The organism is Streptomyces sp. NPDC031379 (assembly GCF_055569615.1).
Genome location: NZ_JBVIIT010000001.1, coordinates 240,385 through 257,114, shown reverse-complemented (window position 1 = coordinate 257,114; position 16,730 = coordinate 240,385). Strand labels below are relative to the sequence as shown.

Genomic DNA, 16,730 nt, shown 5'->3' with positions numbered 1-16,730 from the left:
CGGACACAAGCCCCGGGGAGGCACCGGATGGCACTGCCGGAGGAGTTCCACGAGATCGCCGAGCGCGTGAACAACTGGGGGCGCTGGGGCGCCGACGACGAGATCGGCACGCTCAACCTCATCACCGGCGAGGTGGTGCGCGCGGCGGCCGCCGAGATCCGGTCGGGCCGCCGCGTCCCGCTCGCGCTGCCGCTCCGGCAGGACGGGGTGCAGACCGGGATGATCCCCGGCCGGGTCAATCCGCTGCACGCGATGGTGCAGGTCAACCAGGAGCTGTTCGGTCCGGGCACGGTGGCCTGCAGCGACGACGTGGTGACCATGGGGCTGCAGGCGGGCACCCACTGGGACGCGCTCACGCATGTGTCGCACTCGGGGCGGCTCTACAACGGCCGGCCGGCGCACACGGTCACCGCGCACGACGGTGCCGCGTTCGGCGGGATCGACAAGGCCCGGCACATCGTCTCGCGCGGGGTGCTGCTGGACGTGGCCCGCGCGCGGGGCGTGGACCGGCTGGCGGGCGCTCACGCGGTCACGCCGGAGGACCTCCGGGCGGCGGAGGAGTTCGGCGGTGTCCGCGTCCGGCCCGGTGACATCGTGCTCGTCCGCACCGGGCAGGTGGGGGTGTACCTGGCCGGGGACAAGCACGGGTACGGCTACCCGTCGCCGGGGCTTTCGGTGCGCTGCCCGGAGTGGTTCCACGCCCGCGATGTGGCGGCGGTCGCGAACGACACGCTCACGTTTGAGATATTTCCGCCCGAGATCGAGAATCTGTGGCTGCCCGTGCACGCCCTGGACCTGGTGGAGATGGGGATGCTCCAGGGCCAGAACTGGAATCTCGAAGAGTTGTCCACAGCCTGTGGAGAAGAGCGGCGGTACGCCTTCCTGCTGTCGGCGATGCCCGAGCCGTTCGTCGGCGCGACGGGGACCCCGGTGGCGCCGGTGGCGATCCTCTGAGACCCGGCGCGTCGCCGCCGTGGAACCGGCGGCCGCTGCACCCCTGACGTAACCGGCCGGTGGCGCGCCTCCCCCCACCGCGGTGCGCACGCGCCGCCGACCGGTGCGACCCACACTCGACGAGGACCGCCGTCACCCCGGGCCCTCGCCGTCCCCTCGCGGCGAATCGACGCCCACCAGCGTGATCAGACGGACGCGGGTCGTCAACGCCGGAACGGGGATTTGTCACGTACGCCCTGTTCACGGGGCCCGCGCACGGATGCACCCCCGGCGCACCCGCGCACCGGGGGCTACACCGCCTCGAAGGCGAGGCCCCCGTACGCGGACAGTCCGCCCCCGTACGCCATCGCCGCGCTCTCCCGCGGCTTCGAACAGCGGTCCAGTTCACACCAGATGCTCTTGCCGGCACCCTCGGGGCTCCAGCCCCAGCGGTCGGCCAGGCAGTCCACGAGGGCCAGACCCCGGCCACCGGTGGCGTCGCTGCCGGCGCACCGCGGCACGGGAGCGCGGGAACTGGTGTCGGTCACCTCCACCCGCACCGTGGCCGGCGGGGCGGCCGGGGCCGGCGGACCCGGCAGGGAGAGCCGCAGCACGGCCGGTCGGCCGGTGTGCACCACGGCGTTGGTCACCAGCTCGGAGACGAGCAGGATCAGGGTCTCGGCCAACGGCTCGTCGGCCTCTATCCCGGACCCGGCGAGCCGCGAGCGGGTCCATCTCCTCGCCCGCCCCACCTCCGCGGGGTCGGGCCGGATCTCCAGCTGCACTTGAAGCACCTGCACCGCTCACACCATCCGAACCGGCGGACACATGACCCGACGCCACCCGGACGCCACGGGGCGAGCCGCGGCGATCAGCACGACGAGGGCCACGATCGTAGCCATTTTCTGCATGGCCAGAACAACGGCCAGAGCAAGGGTCACGGAACGTGATTCCCTTACGAGACAGCATGGTTGACGTACAGTCACCCCAACAAGCGCTTCGGGCATATTCCAGCGCGAAGGAGTACGCGTAAGGCATACTGTGCGACGCTCGTGCCGGGGAGTCGAACAGGCGGAGGCAGAGGCCCTGACCGCCCCGCGAACAGCGGCGCGCACCGCGCGGACCGGCACCACCCCAGGGGCGCCACCGGCACGGCTCGTGCTCGCAGCCACTCGCATCCCACACAAGGTACCGGAGCGGGCACCCGACTCCAGGCCGTGACGAGTCACACGAAGGACACAACCCGGTATCGACGCTCCGTGACACCACGAAGCCACGATCCGCGACATCTTGGGCCATGGCTTTTGCGGTGGCGCAGCCCAGGGCCCGGCCGGCCGGTCAGACCGCCAGTCGCGCGGCGAGAAGTTCCTCACTCTGCGTGCTCCCACCGCCACGCCGGGCCCGCACCCAGGCCCGTTTCAGGTGCAGGTGCACGTCCGCGTCCCAGGTGAAGCCCATGCCGCCGTGCACCTGGAGGCAGTCGCGGGCTCCCCGTACGGCGGCCTCGTCGGCGAGCAGCCGGGCGGCGGCGATGTCGGCGGGGTCGGCGGTCACGGCGGCGGCGTAGACGGCGGCGCGTGCGGTCTCGGCCCGTACCAGCAGGTCGGCGCACAGGTGTTTGACGGCCTGGAAGGCGCCGACCGGCCGACCGAACTGCTCGCGCGTCCGGGCGTGTTGCACGGCCAGCTCGCACACCCGTACGGCCGTGCCCAGCTGCTCGGCGGCGGTGAGGAGACCGGCCACGTGATCCGTGGGCCCGGCGCCGGACTCGCCGCCGCCTGCGCCGGGCACGCGGTGCAGGGGCGTGAGCGGATCCACCGACCGCAGCGGCACGGCACCGGCGGCGTTCCCGCGGACGACGTCCGCCGCGTCCAGCCACTCCACCAGCGCGCCGTCCACGCCCGCCACGACCGTCTCCCCGGCGGCCGCACCGGGCACGGAGCCGGCCGCCAGATGGGTGGCCACGAGCGGCCCCGGCAGCAGGGCCCGTCCCGCCTCCTCGAAGGCCAGCACGGCCTCGGGCAGGCCCAGTCCGACCCCGCCGTCCGCCTCCGGCAGCCGCAGGGCGAAGAACCCCGCCTCCCCGAGCGTCCGCCACAGCGCCCGGTCGATCCGGCCCGGGGCGTCCACGGCCGCCCGCAGCGCCTCCCGCCCGAAGCACCGCCCCAGCAGCTCCCGCACGCCGGTCCGCAAGTGCCCCTGTTCCTCGGTGAGTCGGAAGCGCATGCTCATCTCCCCTTCGGCAGGCCCAGAATCCGCTCGGCCACGATGTTGCGCTGGATCTGCGAGGTGCCGGCGGCGATGGTGTACGACAGGGCGGACAGCCGGTCGAGGACCCAGGGGCGGTCCAGGTCGAGGCAGTCCGGGCCGAGGACCTCGGCGGCGGTGTCGTACAGCTCCTGGCGGGCGTGCGAGTAGCGCAGTTTGAAGACCGAACCCCCTACGCCGGGCACCCCGCCGCTCGCCTCCGCCTCGCTCACGTTCCACTGGGTCAGCCGCCACAGCGCCCGGAACTCCGCGTCGAGCCGCCCGAGCCGCCGGCGCAGCACCGCGTCGTCCCAGCGGCCGTTCTCCCGTGCGGTGCGGGCCAGTTCGCCCAGCACCCGGCGGCAGGCGACGACCTCCCCGACGAAGGCCGTGCCGCGTTCGAAGGAGAGCGTCACCATGGTCACGCGCCAGCCGTCGTTCTCCGCCCCGACCCGGTTCGCGACCGGCACCCGCACCTCGTCGAGGAACACCTCGGCGAACTCGGCCGACCCGGCGAGCGTGCGCAGCGGCCGTACGGTGACGCCGTCGGCGTCCATGGGCATGGCCAGCCAGGTGATGCCCTGGTGCCTGGGCGCGTCCGGGGCGGTGCGGACCAGCAGTTCGCACCAGTCGGCGACCTCGGCGTGCGAGGTCCAGATCTTGGAGCCGGTCACCACGTAGTGGTCGCCGTCGCGCCACGCGCGCGTGCGCAGCGCGGCGAGGTCGGAGCCGGCGCCGGGTTCGCTGAACCCCTGGCACCAGACCTCCTCGCCGCGCAGGATCGGCGGCAGCCAGCGCGCCCGCTGCCCGGGGGTGCCCTCGGCGGCGATGGTCGGCCCCGCGTGCAGCAGCCCGACGAAGTTGGCCCCCACGTAGGGCGCGCCCGCCTTCTCGGTCTCCTCCAGGAAGATCAGCCGTGTGGTCGGGGAGGCGTCCCAGTGGACGTCGGCGTACCCGGCGTCGTACAGCATGCGCTGCCAGCCGAGGTCGTGGGCGCGGCGGCCGGGCCAGTCGCCGGGCGGGGGCTTGGCCGGCAGGGTGGGCAGCACCTTGGCCAGCCACTCCCGCAGCCGGGCCCGGAACTCCTCCTCCGCGGGTGTGTGGGAGAGGTCCATCACGGGGTCTGCTTGTCGAGGTCCAGGTCCAGCATGCGGATGGCGTTGCCCCGCATCAGCTTGTAGACCGTCTCCTCGTCCAGGCCCTTCACATGGTCGAGGGCGACCTCCTTGGTGTGCGGGAAGGTCGAGTCGACGTGCGGGTAGTCGGTCTCGAAGGTGGCGTTGTCCCGGCCGACGACGTCGATCGAGGCGACGCCGTGCTTGTCCCGGAAGAAGCAGCAGAAGATCTGCCGGTAGTAGTACGTCGACGGCGGCTCGGGGATCAGATCGCGCACCCCGCCCCAGGCACGGTGCTCCTCCCACACGTCGTCGGCGCGTTCGAGGGCGTAGGGGACCCAGCCCATCTGCCCCTCGGAGTAGGCGAGTTTGAGCCGCGGGAACTTCACCAGGACCCCGCTGAAGAGGTAGTCCATCATCGAGGCCATCGCGTTGTTGAAGCTGAGCGAGGCCTGCACGGCGGGCGGTGCGTCCGGGGAGGCGGCCGGCATCTGGGAGCTGCTGCCGATGTGCATGTTGACGACCGTGCCGGTCTCCTGGCAGGCGGCGAAGAAGGGGTCCCAGTACCCGGAGTGGATGGACGGCAGCCCCAGATGGGTGGGGATCTCGGAGAAGGTGACGGCCCGCACCCCGCGCGCGGCGTTGCGCCGGATCTCCGCGACGGCCAGCTCCACGTCCCACAGCGGGATCAGGCACAGCGGGATCAGCCGCCCCCCGCTGTCCCCGCACCACTCCTCCACCATCCAGTCGTTGTAGGCGCGCACGCAGGCGAGGGCGACCTCCTTGTCGTGCGCCTCGGCGAAGGTCTGCCCGCAGAAGCGCGGGAAGGTCGGGAAGCAGAGGCTGGCCTCGACATGGTTGAGGTCCATGTCCTCCAGCCGCGCCCCTGGGTCCCAGCACCCGCGCCGCATCTGCTCCCGGGTGATGCCCTCCAGGGTCATCTCGTCCCGGTCGAAGCCGACGGCGGCGATGTTCCGCTTGTACGGGAACTTCAGGTCCTCGTAGATCCACCAGTCCGTCGGCTGGCCCTGAGGGTCCATGGTGATCTGGTATTTGCCGCCGACATAGGCCAGCTCCCCGATCCCCGCGGTCAGCGGCTGGGGCCCCCGGTCCCGGTACCTGGCCGGCAGCCAGGTCTCGAAGAGGTGGGCGGGCTCGATCACGTGGTCGTCGACGCTGATGATGCGGGGCAGTTCGGTGGCCATGGGTCCCCTCCGCCGGACGGTACTTATCTGATGGTCCGTCAGATAGCATGTCACCTGACGAGTCGTCAGCCAAGGAGGGGGCATACGTGAACGGGACCCCGCACTCCCTGAGTTCCTCCCGCACCCTGTGGGAACTGGCCGACCGGCGCGCCCGGCTCACCCCCGGGCTCCCGGTGCTGCTCCAGGAGGACCGGGTGCTCACCTTCGGCGCCCTGCGCGACCGCGCCGAACGGGTCGCCGCCGGGCTGTACGGCATGGGCGTGCGCCCCGGCACGGTGGTCGCCTGGCAGCTGCCCACCCGCATCGAGACGGCCCTGCTGTCCTTCGCCCTGGCCCGCCTGGGCGCCGTGCAGTCCCCGGTCATCCCCTTCTACCGGGACCGGGAGGTCGGCTTCGCGCTCCGGGAGTCGAGGGCGGAGTTCTTCGCGGTCCCGGGCGTGTGGCGGGGTTACGACCACACGGAGATGGCCCGGCGGCTGGGTGCCAAGGGCGTCTTCGAGGCGTACGACACGCTTCCCGACGGCGACCCGTCCGTGCTGCCCGCCCCGCCCGCCGACGGCACCTCGGTCCGCTGGATCTACTGGACCTCGGGCACCACCTCCGATCCCAAGGGCGTGCTGCACACCGACCGCTCCCTGATCGCGGGCGGCTCCTGCCTCGCCCACGCCCTGCGCCTGACGCCGGCCGACGTCGGCTCCATGGCCTTCCCGTACGCCCACATAGCCGGCCCCGACTACACGGTGATGCTCCTGCTCCTCGGCTTCCCGGCGGTGATGTCCGAGCACTTCGCGCTGCCGGACGCGCTGGCGGAGTACCGGCGGCACGGGGTGACGGTGGCCGGCGGCTCCACGGCCTTCTACTCCCTGTTCCTGGCCGAGCAGCGCAAGCGGCCGGACGAGAGGCTGATCCCCTCCCTGCGGATCCTCGCGGGGGGCGGCGCCCCCAAGCCTCCCGAGCTGTACCACCGCGTGGTCGGCGAGATGGGCGTCCAGCTCACCCACGGGTACGGCATGACCGAGGTCCCGATGATCACCATGGGCGACCCGGAGGACACCGCCGACAACCTCGCCACGACCGAGGGGCGCCCGCCGGAGGGCATGGAGATCCGGATCGTCGACGGCGAGGTACGGCTGCGCGGCGAGGCCGTCTGCCAGGGCTACCTGGACCCCGCGCAGACGGCGGCGGCCTTCGACGCCGACGGCTTCCTGCGCACCGGCGACCTGGGCCATGTCACCGGCTCCGGGCACCTGGTGCTCACCGGCCGCCTGAAGGACGTGATCATCCGCAAGGGCGAGAACATCTCGGCCAAGGAGATCGAGGACCTGCTCGCCTCGCATCCGGCGATCGCGGACGCGGCGGTCGTCGGTCTGCCGGACGCGGAACGCGGGGAACTGGTCTGCGCGGTGGTGGAGCAGCCGGCGGGCGCACCCGGGCTGACCCTGCGGGACGTCGTCGCGCACCTGCGGGCCCAGGGCCTGTCCGTGCACAAACTCCCGGAGCGGCTGGAGGTGGTTCAGGCGCTGCCGCGCAACGACACCCTGCGCAAGGTGCTGAAGTACAAGCTGCGGGAGCGCTACTCGGGAACGGTGAAGTAGCGGGCGAAGGCCGGGACGATCTCCGGTTCGCCGATCCTGCCGTCCCCGTCGGTGTCGAGGGCCGCCGCGGTCGCCTCGGCCACGGACTGCGGTACGTGCAGGACCCGCAGCACGCGTGCGGCGTCGGCGACCGTGAGGTGGCCGTCCCCGTCCGTGTCCGCCACCGCCAGGGCCGCGTGCAGGAAGGGGCGGGCGATCTCGGCGAAGCGGTCGGGGTTGTCGCGCAGCCGCTTGACCGCGCCGGTGACGAACTCCTCGCGGGTGATGCGCTGGTCGCCGTCCCGGTCCGCGATGCCGGCCATGCCCTGCCAGAAGGCCTCCGCGCCCGCGTACAGCGCCTGCCCCTTGTCGGAGCGGGCGGTCACGGTGAACTCGGCGAGCAGCGCCTTGGCCGCCGCGCTGAAGTCCTCGCGTTCGATCGTGCCGTTGCCGTCCTGGTCGAAGGTGGCGAACCGGGCGGCGATCCTGCGTTCGTACTCGGTGCTGACCATGTCTGTTCGGGCCGCCTTACCTGTGCGTGGGTCGTTCTGGCAGGGAGCGTACGACGCGGACGGCCGCCGGACGGCGAAAAACCGGCGGTTGTGCCGAGACCGGGGGAATTCCGCGACACGGGCGTGTCTTTGTCGCGAAGGCGCCCGCACCCCTCAGGCCGAGAGCGGACCGGCCTCGTCCGTGGTCGCGGAGTCGAGGTCGGGGCGGACGTCGAAGAGGCGGCGGACACCGAGCGCGCCGAGCACCCGGTTGACGTGCGAGCCGTCGTCGGCGCCCCGGTCGGGCAGGATCAGCCGCAGCCGGCCCTGACAGGAGCGGATCAGCCGGCGGGCGGCGACCAGGACGCCGACCCCGCTGGAGTCGCAGAAGAACACGTCGGAGAGGTCCACGACGAGGCTGTGGTGGCCCTCGGCGACGACGTCGTGCACCCGTTGCCGCAGCACCGGCGAGGTCATCAGGTCCAGTTCCCCGGACACCCGGAGCACGGCCCACTCGCCCTGTTCGACGCCGGTCACCTTGAATGCCACGGCCATGCCCCTCCGCTCGCCGGAACCCGGAACCGCCCGGAAACGGAAGCAGTTCCTACGCTTCTTTCCGCGCGGCTGCCCAGCGGCCGTTCCCTGAAACGTGGCGCAACAAACCGCGGGCGATCGACAAGGGGCTTGTTTCGGTCACTATCGATCCTGTTCGATCAGAGATGCACGCGCCTTGCGTGAAGGTTGTGTGAAGAGGGCACTATCACCTGCGGCGCTTCGGGGGGCGCACATTGACACGAAGGGGCGTGCACTGTCGGACGTGCCGACTACATTCGTGGGGACAGCACCGACAGGCTGGACGGGCCGGACACGGGTGAGGGGAGGGGACCGCATGGCCAAGAAGGACGTACCGCCCCGCTGGGACCGCAAGATGCAGCAACGGCTGGCCCGAGGGGAGGCGGCCGCCCTCGGTGAGCTGTACGACCGGTTCGCCTCGCTCGTGCACAGCCTCGCCCACCGCGTCCTCGGTGACGAGAAGGCCGCCGACGCCGTCACCCGCGAGGTCTTCGCCCACGTCTGGGAGCACCCCGAGACCTACGACCCCAGACAGGGCCCCCTGCGCTCCTGGGTCGCCGCGGTGACCCACCGGCTCGCCGTGCAGCGGCTGCGCGACAGCGAGAGAGCCGCGCTCCCCCGAGGGGACGGCGACTCCGCGGAGGAGCTGGAGCGCAAGGTGCGCCGCGCCTCGGTCGCCGCCCGCGCCGACTACATCGTCCACTCCATGCCCGCCCCGCTGCGCGCCGCCCTGGAACTGGCCTACTTCCAGCGCCGCGACTACCGCCAGACCGCCACCGACCTCGGCGTCACCGAGGACGAGGCCCGCCGCCGGCTCCGCCTCGGACTGCAACTGCTGTCCACCGCCCACGACGCCGGGACCCCTCCGGGATACGGGGGTGCGGTGTGAGCGGGGAGGGACGGTTCGAGGAACACGACGAGCACGATCCGGTCAGGCCCCCGCGCATACCGATGCCCCGCGCCTCCGTCGAGGACAGCGGGCTTCCGCTGCCCCGCCTCGCCGACCTGGGGGATCTCCCGCCCGTGCCGCTCGACCTGTCGCACGACGTCCTGAAGTCGCTCCTCGGGGCCTGGGCGCTGGCCGCCTGCTCCGCGGCGGAGACGGCCGCCGTGGAGGAGCACCTGGGCGCCTGCGGAAGCTGCGCCGACGAGGCCCGCCGGCTGCGTGAGGCGGTCGGGCTGCTGCACCAGCCGGAGAGCCTCGATCTGGACCCGGCCCTGCGCACCCGCGTCCTGGACAGCTGCCTGGACCGCCGGCCGCCGCGCATCCCGGTACCCGGCTGGGCGGCACCGTACGACGCCGAGGCCGCGCGCCTGGACGCGCTGCTGCAGGACTTCGGGGACGCGGAGTGGCATGCGCCGGTGCGGCTGCGGTGGTTCGAGGCCGACACGGCGACGAGCCGCCGTACGACCGTCGCCGGCGTGATCGCGCACCTGCTGTCGGTGGACGGGCTGATCGCGACCGCGCTCGGCCTGGAGGACCCGCTGGCCGAGGCCGCCGACGCGGCGGAGAAGACCATGGCGGGCCCGGCCGGACGCACCGAGGCGTTCTGGCGGGCCTCCCACTTCCCGCCGACCCGCTCGGTGCGCGGGCCCTGGCGGGAGCAGAGCCACAGCCTGGTGCGGACGGCGTCGTTCACGGGCGGCCGGGCGGACGGACTCGCGGTGTCGTACGGCGACTTCGAACTGCCGCTGCACGACGCGATGCTGGACCGCGCCTTCGAGTGCTGGGTGCACGCCGAGGACATCGCGGAGGCGGTGGACTACCCCTACGAGCCGCCCGCGCCGCGTCATCTGAACCGGATGATCGACCTCGCGGCCCGCATGCTGCCGGCCGTGCTCGCCGAGCGGCGCCGGGCGGGGCTCTCCGCACCGGGGCCGACCGCGCACCTGGTCCCCGCGGGGACGCCGGGGCGCACGCTGCGGCTGGAGATCGAGGGCACGGCGGGCGGCGAGTGGCTGATCCCCCTGGACTCACCGGCGGCCGTGGGCTCCACGGACCACGAGGTGGCCCATGTCGCCCTGGACGGCGTGGAGTTCTGCAAGCTGGCAGCGGGCCATCTGTCACCGGAGGACGCGGCGGCAGGTCAGGACGGCGACCGCCAGGCGATCAGGGACGTCCTGTTCGCGGCAGCGTCACTGAGCCGCATGTAGGCCCGCGGCTCTCAGGCGAACACCACGGTCCGGCGCCCGTTGCGCAGGATCCTGCGCTCCGCGTGCCACTTCACCGCCCGCGCCAGCGCCTGGCACTCCACGTCCCGCCCGATGGCGACCAGCTGGTCCGGCGTCACGTCGTGGCCCACCCGCTCGACCTCCTGCTCGATGATCGGCCCCTCGTCGAGATCCGCGGTGACGTAGTGCGCCGTCGCGCCGATCAGCTTCACACCCCGCGCGTGCGCCTGGTGATACGGCTTCGCGCCCTTGAAGCTCGGCAGGAACGAGTGGTGGATGTTGATGATCCGGCCGCTGAGCTGCTTGCACAGGTCGTCCGAGAGGACCTGCATGTAACGGGCGAGGACGACCAGTTCGACCTTCTCCTCGCGCACGATCTCCAGCAGCCGCGCCTCACCCTCCGGCTTGGTGTCCTTCGTCACCGGAATGTGGTGGAACGGAATGTTGTAGGAGCCGACCAGCTCCTCGAAGTCGGTGTGGTTCGAGACCACGCCCACGATCTCCACGGGCAGCGCGCCGATCCGGGCCCGGAACAGCAGGTCGTTCAGGCAGTGCCCGAACTTGCTGACCATCAGCAGGATGCGCATCCTCGCGTCGGCCCGGTTGATCTGCCAGTCCATGTGGAAGGAGTCACCGATCGCGGCGAAGCTCGCCCGCAGCTTGTCCACCGTCACCGGCGCCTCGGCCGAGAAGTGGACACGCATGAAGAACAGACCCGTGTCGTGGTCGCCGAACTGCTGGCTGTCCTCGATGTTGCAGCCGGTCATGAACAGATAGCTGGACACGGCGTGCACGATGCCCTGCTTGTCCGGGCAGGAGAGCGTGAGGACGTACTGGTCGGCCGGGGCGGCGGTCGCGGACTGCTCGTTCATGCACTACAGGGTCCCATACCGGCCCCGCGCCCCGGGCCGCCGTCCGCTACGCGGACCTCGTCATGATCCGCAGCACTTCCAGACTCCGCGGCGGGACCTCCGGGTCGTCGCCGTCGCTCGCCGCGAGGCGCAGATGCGCGTCCCGCGCCGCCCGCACCGCCTCCGGCCACCCGTGGTGGTCGAGGTACGCGGAGACCGGCGCGTCCGGGCCGACCTGGTGCATGATCCGCAGCACCCGCAGCACGGCGGTGTCGACGAGCGCGGCCTCCTGCGAGTCCCGGAATATCGTTCCGACGTACTTCTCCGCCGACCAGTTGTCCAGCCAGGTGTCCTCCACCAGCCGGTACACGGCGTCGGTGACGTCACCGAACCCGTCCACGCCGGCCAGCCAGACGTCCCGCTGGAACACCGGGTCGGAGAGCATGTGCAGCGCCGAGCGCACATTGCTGCGCCAGCGCCACCACGGCATGTCGTTCAGGGGCATGCCGCCCATGGTGGAGGAGCGGCGGCCGCGACGGGAAGAGTTCTCCGAACCTTGCACGGTCATCGATCGTACGTTCTTCGCCACACGCGTCTCACCGGCCCCCGCAATTCACCCGGATGTCACCTTTCGTTGAACGAGGGTCACTCTCGGGTTAGTGATGTGAGGGAATCGTGCGTGTGCATGACCGGCAGGCGACGCATCCGCAGCACCTTCCCTCCCGCACTCTCCCGGCCCGTCAGAGGCACCGCGCTGGCCGCGGGCGCCCTGGCGCTGTGTGCGTCGTTCACCGCCGGATGCGGGGTCATCCCCGGTGCCACGGGGGGCTCCGGGGATGATCCGGTCCGGGTGATGACCTGGGCGCCGCAGGACAGCGACGCCACCAACAAGCCCGGCATGCCCGCGATGGCCCGCGCCTACGCGAAGTGGATCAACTCCCACGGCGGCCTCAACGGCCGCCGGCTCGAGGTCCTGACCTGCAACGACCACAACGACAGCGTGGGTGCCGCGAAGTGCGCCCGGCGCGCGGCGGCCGAGGGCGTGGTCGCGGTCGTCGGCTCCTACAGCCAGTTCGCCGACTCCTACCTCGCCCCGCTGGAAGGGGCCGGCATCCCCTACATCGGCGGCTACGGCGTCACCAACGACGAGTTCACCGGCTCCATGTCGTACCCGGTCAACGGCGGCCAGCCCGCCCTGCTGGCCGGTCTGGGCAAGGCCCTCGCGGACACCTGCGGCGACGTCGTCCTGGTGCGCCCCGACAGCATCGCGGGGGACGAGCTGCCCGCCATGCTCGACTCGGGGCTCGAGGCGGACGGGCACCCGGTCGCCGGCGACCAGCTGGCGGCCGAGGACGCCACCGAGTACGGCAGCCAGGCCGAGCAGGCGCTGCGCAACGCGACCAGGAACGTGACGAGGAAGGGCTGCGTGGTGCCCGCCCTCGGGGACCGCACCGACACCTTCATGGACTCCTTCCGGCGGGCCCGGGAGGACTACCCCGCGGTGCGCACCGCGACCGTGCTCGGCAGCGTCGACCAGACGGTGATCAACGCGACGGGCGGGGCGTCCAGCCCGTACGAGGGGTCGTACATCACCGGCTGGTACCCGCCGGCCTCCGACACGCGCTGGAGCGCGATGAAGAAGGTGATCAACGAGGAGGCCTTCGGCGACAACCGCATCGACCCCGCGGACGCCGGGGTGCAGACCACCTGGATCGCCTACACCGTGCTCCGGGCCGTGCTGGAGAGGATCGGCGCCGGCGAGGTGAGCGCCGACACCGTGCGCCGCACCCTCAACGACGGCCTGCGGATCTCCACCGGCGGCCTCACCCCGACCCTGCACTGGCCCTACGAGAGCAAGCTCGCCGCCGTCGGCTTCCCGCGGATGGTCAACGCGAACGTGACCCTCCAGGTGGTCCAGGACGGCAGGCTGGTCGCGGCCCGCAAGGGCATCGGCGGCAGCAACAAGATCGCCGACATGACCCGGACGCTGGAGACCGCGGACGTGCAGTGAGCCGCACGCCCGCGGCCCCGGGCCGTCCGTCCCGGGGCCGTCAGCCCGTCACAGCTGGGTGGGCTGGCGCTGGGTCAGGCCGTACGTCTTCGCGATCGCGTTCCACAGCGCCGCCGCCTTCACCTTCTGCGTGCTGGCGGTGCCGCTCTCCCGGTTGCCGGCCTGGGTCTCGCCGGTGGTGCGGGCGTGGCCCTTCTTGCAGCTCTTGCGGCCGCCCTTGACCTGGTCGGCCCAGGCCGCGTAGTGGTTGTCGGCCGCGGCGGACGCCTGCCAGGCCTTGGTCAGGGCGGCGGTGAGGTCGGCGTTGGCCGGCAGCTTGTCCACGGTCAGCTTGCCGAGCCGGGTGACCAGCTGGCCGCGCTGCTTGGCCGCGTCGCGCAGGCTGGAGGCGGCCTGGTCGAGGTTGTCGCACTGCCGGACGTCGGCCACCGCCTGGATCACCGAGGCGCGGCTGCTGCCGCTGTCGGCGAGCAGCTTGTCCAGCGCCACCGCCTGCTGCCGGGCGGGGTCGGCGGTGGGCGAGGCGGAGTCCTGGGTGGCCGGGGACGCGGCGGCGACCGTCTTGCCGTCGTCCTTCGGGTCCTCGCCGCCCCCGCTGCTGAGCAGTGCGCCGGCGCCCACGCCGAGGACCACGATGCCGATCCCGATGGCCGCGATCAGCGGCACCCGCGACCGGCCCCCGCGCCGCCCGCCGTCGTCCTGCGCCGAACCGTACGAGGGCTGCGCCGGGCTGTACGACGACGGCGGCCGGCCGTACGACGGCTGCGGCCGGCCGGCATAGGCGTCCGGCTGGTCGACGAGCGGGAGCTGCTGGGTGGCCCCGGCCGGTCCGTCGCCGCCCGCGGGACCGCTGCGGAAGAGGTTGTCGAACTCGGCCGGCGGCTGCCGGTCGGCGCCCTGTGCCTGGGCGGCGTAGGGCGGGATGTACTGCGTGGCCTCCGCGTCGGAGTGCGCGGGCGCCGCCTGCTGGGGCGCGTGACCGAGGTACCGCGTCTCCTCGCCGGCGGACTCCGGCGGCAGCGCGCCGGGCGTCACCGGCGGGATGTACTGGGTGGCACCGTCGGCGGACGCGGCCGGCACGGGCGGGATGTACTGGGTGGCACCGTCGGCGGGTGCCGCCTGCACGGGCGGTATGTACTGGGTCGCGCCCTCGTCCGCGGCGGCGGGCACCGGCGGTATGTACTGGGTGGCTCCGTCGGCCGTCGGGGGCAGCGGGGCGCCCGGGTAGCCGTCCGGCACGGCGGGCGGCAGCGGCGCGGCCGGCGCCGGGTACTGCTGCTGGTACGGGGCCGGCGCGCCGTACGCGGGCTGCGGGCCGCCGCCGTACTGCGGTTCCTGGCCGCCGGGGCCGTAGCCGGGCGCCTGACCGCCGTACTGCGCTTCCTGGCCGGCGGCGCCGTAGCCGGGCGCCTGACCGCCGTACGAGGCCGCCGGGGCGCCCTCGGGGGGCAGCGGACCGGGGTTCGCGGCGGACGCGGGCTGCTGCCCGGGGCCGCCCGGGGCGCCCCACTGCGGGGCCCCTGCCGGGGGCCAGCCCTGGCCGGGCTGGGGGTTCTGCTGCTCGGGGCCCCAGGAACCGCCCCAGGCCTGACCGCCGGCCGGGGCGGCGGGGGCGGGCGCTCCGGCCGTGCCCGGCAGCAGGGGCTCGCCTCCGTCGGAGGGCAGCACGATGCCTTCGCGCGCGGGCCGCGCCGAGGGCTCCTCGCCCTGTCCACTCTGCGTCACCGGGACTCCTACTAATGGGGGACCTTGTGAATCGTCGGCTCACGCTACCGGGTCCCCCGAGCCGGGTGCCACGCAGCTCAGGGCGCGATCTTCTTCCCTGTGACGGCAGTAACAGAACCGCCCCGCGATCCGTCGTTCCACGGCACCGGCGCACGCCCGGAAGCCGTTCCCTCACGTTCACGCGATCGCGGGGCGAAGTTCGGACAGCGGGCCGGTCAGGCGGCCTGCTGGAGATCCAGGCGTGCCCCGAACTCCCTTACCACCGCCTCGTCCCGGAAGGGCGCCAGCCGCTGCTGGAGATCCTCCAGGTACTCGGCGCCCCGGTTGGAACGGAGCGTCTCCAGCAGCTCCACCGCCTTCAGGCCGGTGCTGCAGGCCTGTTCGATCTCGCGCTGCTGCACCTGGGCCGTGGCGAGCAGCACATAGCCGATGGCGCGCCGGCGGGCCCGGGACCCGGGATGTCCGGCCAGCGACTGCTCCGCGTACCGGGCCGCCGCCTCCGCCTGTCCGAGATCGCGGTGGCAGTGTGCCAACTCGTCGGCCAGATAGGCCTCGTCGAAGTGCGCGATCCACACCGGGTCGTCCCCCGAGGAGGCGTCGGCCTCCTCCATCGCCGTCACCGCCCGGCCGCCTGCCGCCTGTGCCGCGCGCACGTCGCCCAGCAGGGCGTGCCCGCGCGCCTCGGCCGCATGGAACATCGCCTCCACACGCGGAGTCGCGTGCCCGCGCGCCCCCTCCTGCGCCGCCCGGGCCAACTGGGCGATCTCCCGCGGGTTGCCGAGCTGCGCGGCGAGGTGGCTCATGGACGCGGCCAGGACGTAACCGCCGTAACCGCGGTCCCCGGCGGCCTGCGCGAGGCGCAGCGACTGGATGTAGTACCGCTGGGCCAGGCCCGGTTGACCGGTGTCGACGGCCATGTACCCGGCCAGCTCGGTCAACCGGGCGACGGCGGAGAAGAGTTCCCGGCCGACCGCCTCCCGGTACGAGCCCGCCAGCAGCCCGGAGACGACACTGTTGAGGTAGTGCACGACGACCGGGCGCACGTGCCCGCTGCCGTACTGGTGGTCGAGGTCGGTCAGCGCCTGGGTCATGGACCGCACGGCCGCCACGTCGGACTGGCCCACCCGCGGGCCCGCCTGCCGGGCCACCTGGGCGTCCGGCGCCGAGATCAGCCAGTCGCGGCTGGGCTCGACCAGCGCGGAGGCGGCGACGGAGGAGCCGGACAGGAAGTCCCGGCGCCCCACGTCGCTGCGCCACAGCTCGCAGACCTGCTCGATGGCCCCCAGTACCGTCGGCGAGAACTGGAGACCGACCCCCGAGGCGAGGTTCTTGCCGTTGGCCATGCCGATCTCGTCGATCGTGACCGTACGGCCGAGCTTGCGCCCGAGCGCCTCGGCGATGATCGCCGGGGCCCGGCCCCGCGGCTGCTGGCCACGCAGCCAGCGGGCCACGGACGTCTTGTCGTAGCGCAGGTCGAGGCCGTGCTCGGCGCCGCACATGTTGACCCGCCGGGCCAGCCCGGCGTTCGAGCACCCCGCTTCCTGGATGAGTGCCTGCAGCCGTTCGTTCGGCTGCCTCGCCACGAGAGGCCTTGCGGCCATGTGCTACCCCCTGCGAACCCCTGGAGCGTGACCGTTTCGGAAAGATCACTGCCCAGCTGACATACCGTCAATGCGTGACATGTGCGGTTTGCCGGGGTAACGGCTGATGCCACCCCACCCCTGGTTACCCCGCCCCCGCCCGGCTTCCTCCCGCGCGCCCCCACCCGTGCACCCATGCGCCCCGACTGCGGAATCGATGCTCCTCCCCCGCGCGCGCTATGGCCGTAACTCG

Annotated in this window: 15 protein-coding genes; 5 read left to right on the top strand and 10 right to left on the bottom strand. The window is 72.8% G+C overall.

Annotated elements, in window-relative coordinates; translation table 11 throughout:
- Positions 1 to 27 precede the first annotated feature (27 nt).
- The gene (locus ACZ5CW_RS01250) at positions 28 to 954 is read left to right on the top strand and encodes a cyclase family protein (protein WP_468597262.1); all 927 of its coding nucleotides are present in this window, start codon (positions 28 to 30) and stop codon (positions 952 to 954) included.
- Between the two features lie 290 nt (positions 955 to 1,244).
- Here the strand turns inward: ACZ5CW_RS01250 and ACZ5CW_RS01245 are convergent, their stop codons facing one another.
- From ACZ5CW_RS01245 to ACZ5CW_RS01230, 4 genes are all read right to left on the bottom strand, one after another.
- Positions 1,245 to 1,718, bottom strand: a complete 474-nt coding sequence (locus tag ACZ5CW_RS01245; RefSeq protein ID WP_468597743.1) for an ATP-binding protein — start codon at positions 1,716 to 1,718, stop codon at positions 1,245 to 1,247.
- 553 nt (positions 1,719 to 2,271) lie between these two features.
- The gene (locus ACZ5CW_RS01240; RefSeq protein ID WP_468597260.1) at positions 2,272 to 3,159 is read right to left on the bottom strand and encodes an acyl-CoA dehydrogenase family protein; all 888 of its coding nucleotides are present in this window, start codon (positions 3,157 to 3,159) and stop codon (positions 2,272 to 2,274) included.
- A 2-nt stretch (positions 3,160 to 3,161) separates the two neighbouring features.
- A complete protein-coding gene (locus ACZ5CW_RS01235; protein WP_468597258.1) occupies positions 3,162 to 4,295 on the bottom strand; it encodes an acyl-CoA dehydrogenase family protein in 1,134 nt (377 codons plus the stop codon).
- Positions 4,295 to 5,500 carry an amidohydrolase family protein gene (locus tag ACZ5CW_RS01230; protein WP_468597257.1) on the bottom strand — a complete coding sequence of 402 codons (1,206 nt, stop codon included), beginning with the start codon at positions 5,498 to 5,500 and terminating at the stop codon, positions 4,295 to 4,297. Before ACZ5CW_RS01230 ends, ACZ5CW_RS01235 begins: the two co-directional genes overlap by 1 nt.
- Positions 5,501 to 5,586: 86 nt before the next feature.
- On the opposite strand from ACZ5CW_RS01230, the gene ACZ5CW_RS01225 reads away from it, so the two are divergent.
- Positions 5,587 to 7,095 (top strand): class I adenylate-forming enzyme family protein, encoded by a 1,509-nt coding sequence (locus ACZ5CW_RS01225; protein WP_468597255.1) that lies wholly within the window; start codon positions 5,587 to 5,589, stop codon positions 7,093 to 7,095.
- On the opposite strand, the gene ACZ5CW_RS01220 is transcribed toward ACZ5CW_RS01225, so the two are convergent.
- Together ACZ5CW_RS01220 and ACZ5CW_RS01215 are read right to left on the bottom strand one after the other, a co-directional pair.
- Complete coding sequence (locus ACZ5CW_RS01220) at positions 7,074 to 7,586, bottom strand: EF-hand domain-containing protein (RefSeq protein ID WP_468597253.1); 513 nt, start codon at positions 7,584 to 7,586, stop codon at positions 7,074 to 7,076. The two genes, ACZ5CW_RS01225 and ACZ5CW_RS01220, sit on opposite strands and share 22 nt — an antisense overlap.
- A gap of 153 nt (positions 7,587 to 7,739) precedes the next feature.
- Positions 7,740 to 8,120, bottom strand: coding sequence for an STAS domain-containing protein (locus tag ACZ5CW_RS01215; RefSeq protein ID WP_468597251.1), 381 nt, complete (start codon positions 8,118 to 8,120; stop codon positions 7,740 to 7,742).
- A 334-nt stretch (positions 8,121 to 8,454) separates the two neighbouring features.
- Between ACZ5CW_RS01215 and ACZ5CW_RS01210 the strand changes: the two genes are divergently transcribed.
- Positions 8,455 to 9,027, top strand: coding sequence for an RNA polymerase sigma factor (locus ACZ5CW_RS01210; RefSeq protein ID WP_468597250.1), 573 nt, complete (start codon positions 8,455 to 8,457; stop codon positions 9,025 to 9,027).
- A 62-nt stretch (positions 9,028 to 9,089) separates the two neighbouring features.
- Positions 9,090 to 10,292 (top strand): zf-HC2 domain-containing protein, encoded by a 1,203-nt coding sequence (locus ACZ5CW_RS01205; protein ID WP_468597741.1) that lies wholly within the window; start codon positions 9,090 to 9,092, stop codon positions 10,290 to 10,292.
- An 11-nt stretch (positions 10,293 to 10,303) separates the two neighbouring features.
- On the opposite strand, the gene purU is transcribed toward ACZ5CW_RS01205, so the two are convergent.
- Both purU and ACZ5CW_RS01195 read right to left on the bottom strand, forming a co-directional pair.
- Positions 10,304 to 11,182: a formyltetrahydrofolate deformylase gene (purU, locus tag ACZ5CW_RS01200; RefSeq protein WP_468597249.1), complete on the bottom strand. Its 879-nt coding sequence runs from the start codon at positions 11,180 to 11,182 to the stop codon at positions 10,304 to 10,306.
- A gap of 46 nt (positions 11,183 to 11,228) precedes the next feature.
- Complete coding sequence (locus tag ACZ5CW_RS01195; RefSeq protein WP_468597247.1) at positions 11,229 to 11,729, bottom strand: SCO4402 family protein; 501 nt, start codon at positions 11,727 to 11,729, stop codon at positions 11,229 to 11,231.
- A gap of 117 nt (positions 11,730 to 11,846) precedes the next feature.
- Here ACZ5CW_RS01195 and ACZ5CW_RS01190 point away from each other — a divergent pair, with 117 nt between their 5' ends.
- Positions 11,847 to 13,172, top strand: a complete 1,326-nt coding sequence (locus tag ACZ5CW_RS01190; RefSeq protein ID WP_468597245.1) for an ABC transporter substrate-binding protein — start codon at positions 11,847 to 11,849, stop codon at positions 13,170 to 13,172.
- Between the two features lie 48 nt (positions 13,173 to 13,220).
- Here ACZ5CW_RS01190 and ACZ5CW_RS01185 read toward each other — a convergent pair whose 3' ends face one another.
- Together ACZ5CW_RS01185 and ACZ5CW_RS01180 are read right to left on the bottom strand one after the other, a co-directional pair.
- Complete coding sequence (locus tag ACZ5CW_RS01185; RefSeq protein WP_468597243.1) at positions 13,221 to 14,897, bottom strand: hypothetical protein; 1,677 nt, start codon at positions 14,895 to 14,897, stop codon at positions 13,221 to 13,223.
- A gap of 215 nt (positions 14,898 to 15,112) precedes the next feature.
- Complete coding sequence (locus ACZ5CW_RS01180; protein ID WP_468597242.1) at positions 15,113 to 16,498, bottom strand: transcriptional regulator; 1,386 nt, start codon at positions 16,496 to 16,498, stop codon at positions 15,113 to 15,115.
- Between the last annotated feature and the right edge of the window lie 232 nt (positions 16,499 to 16,730).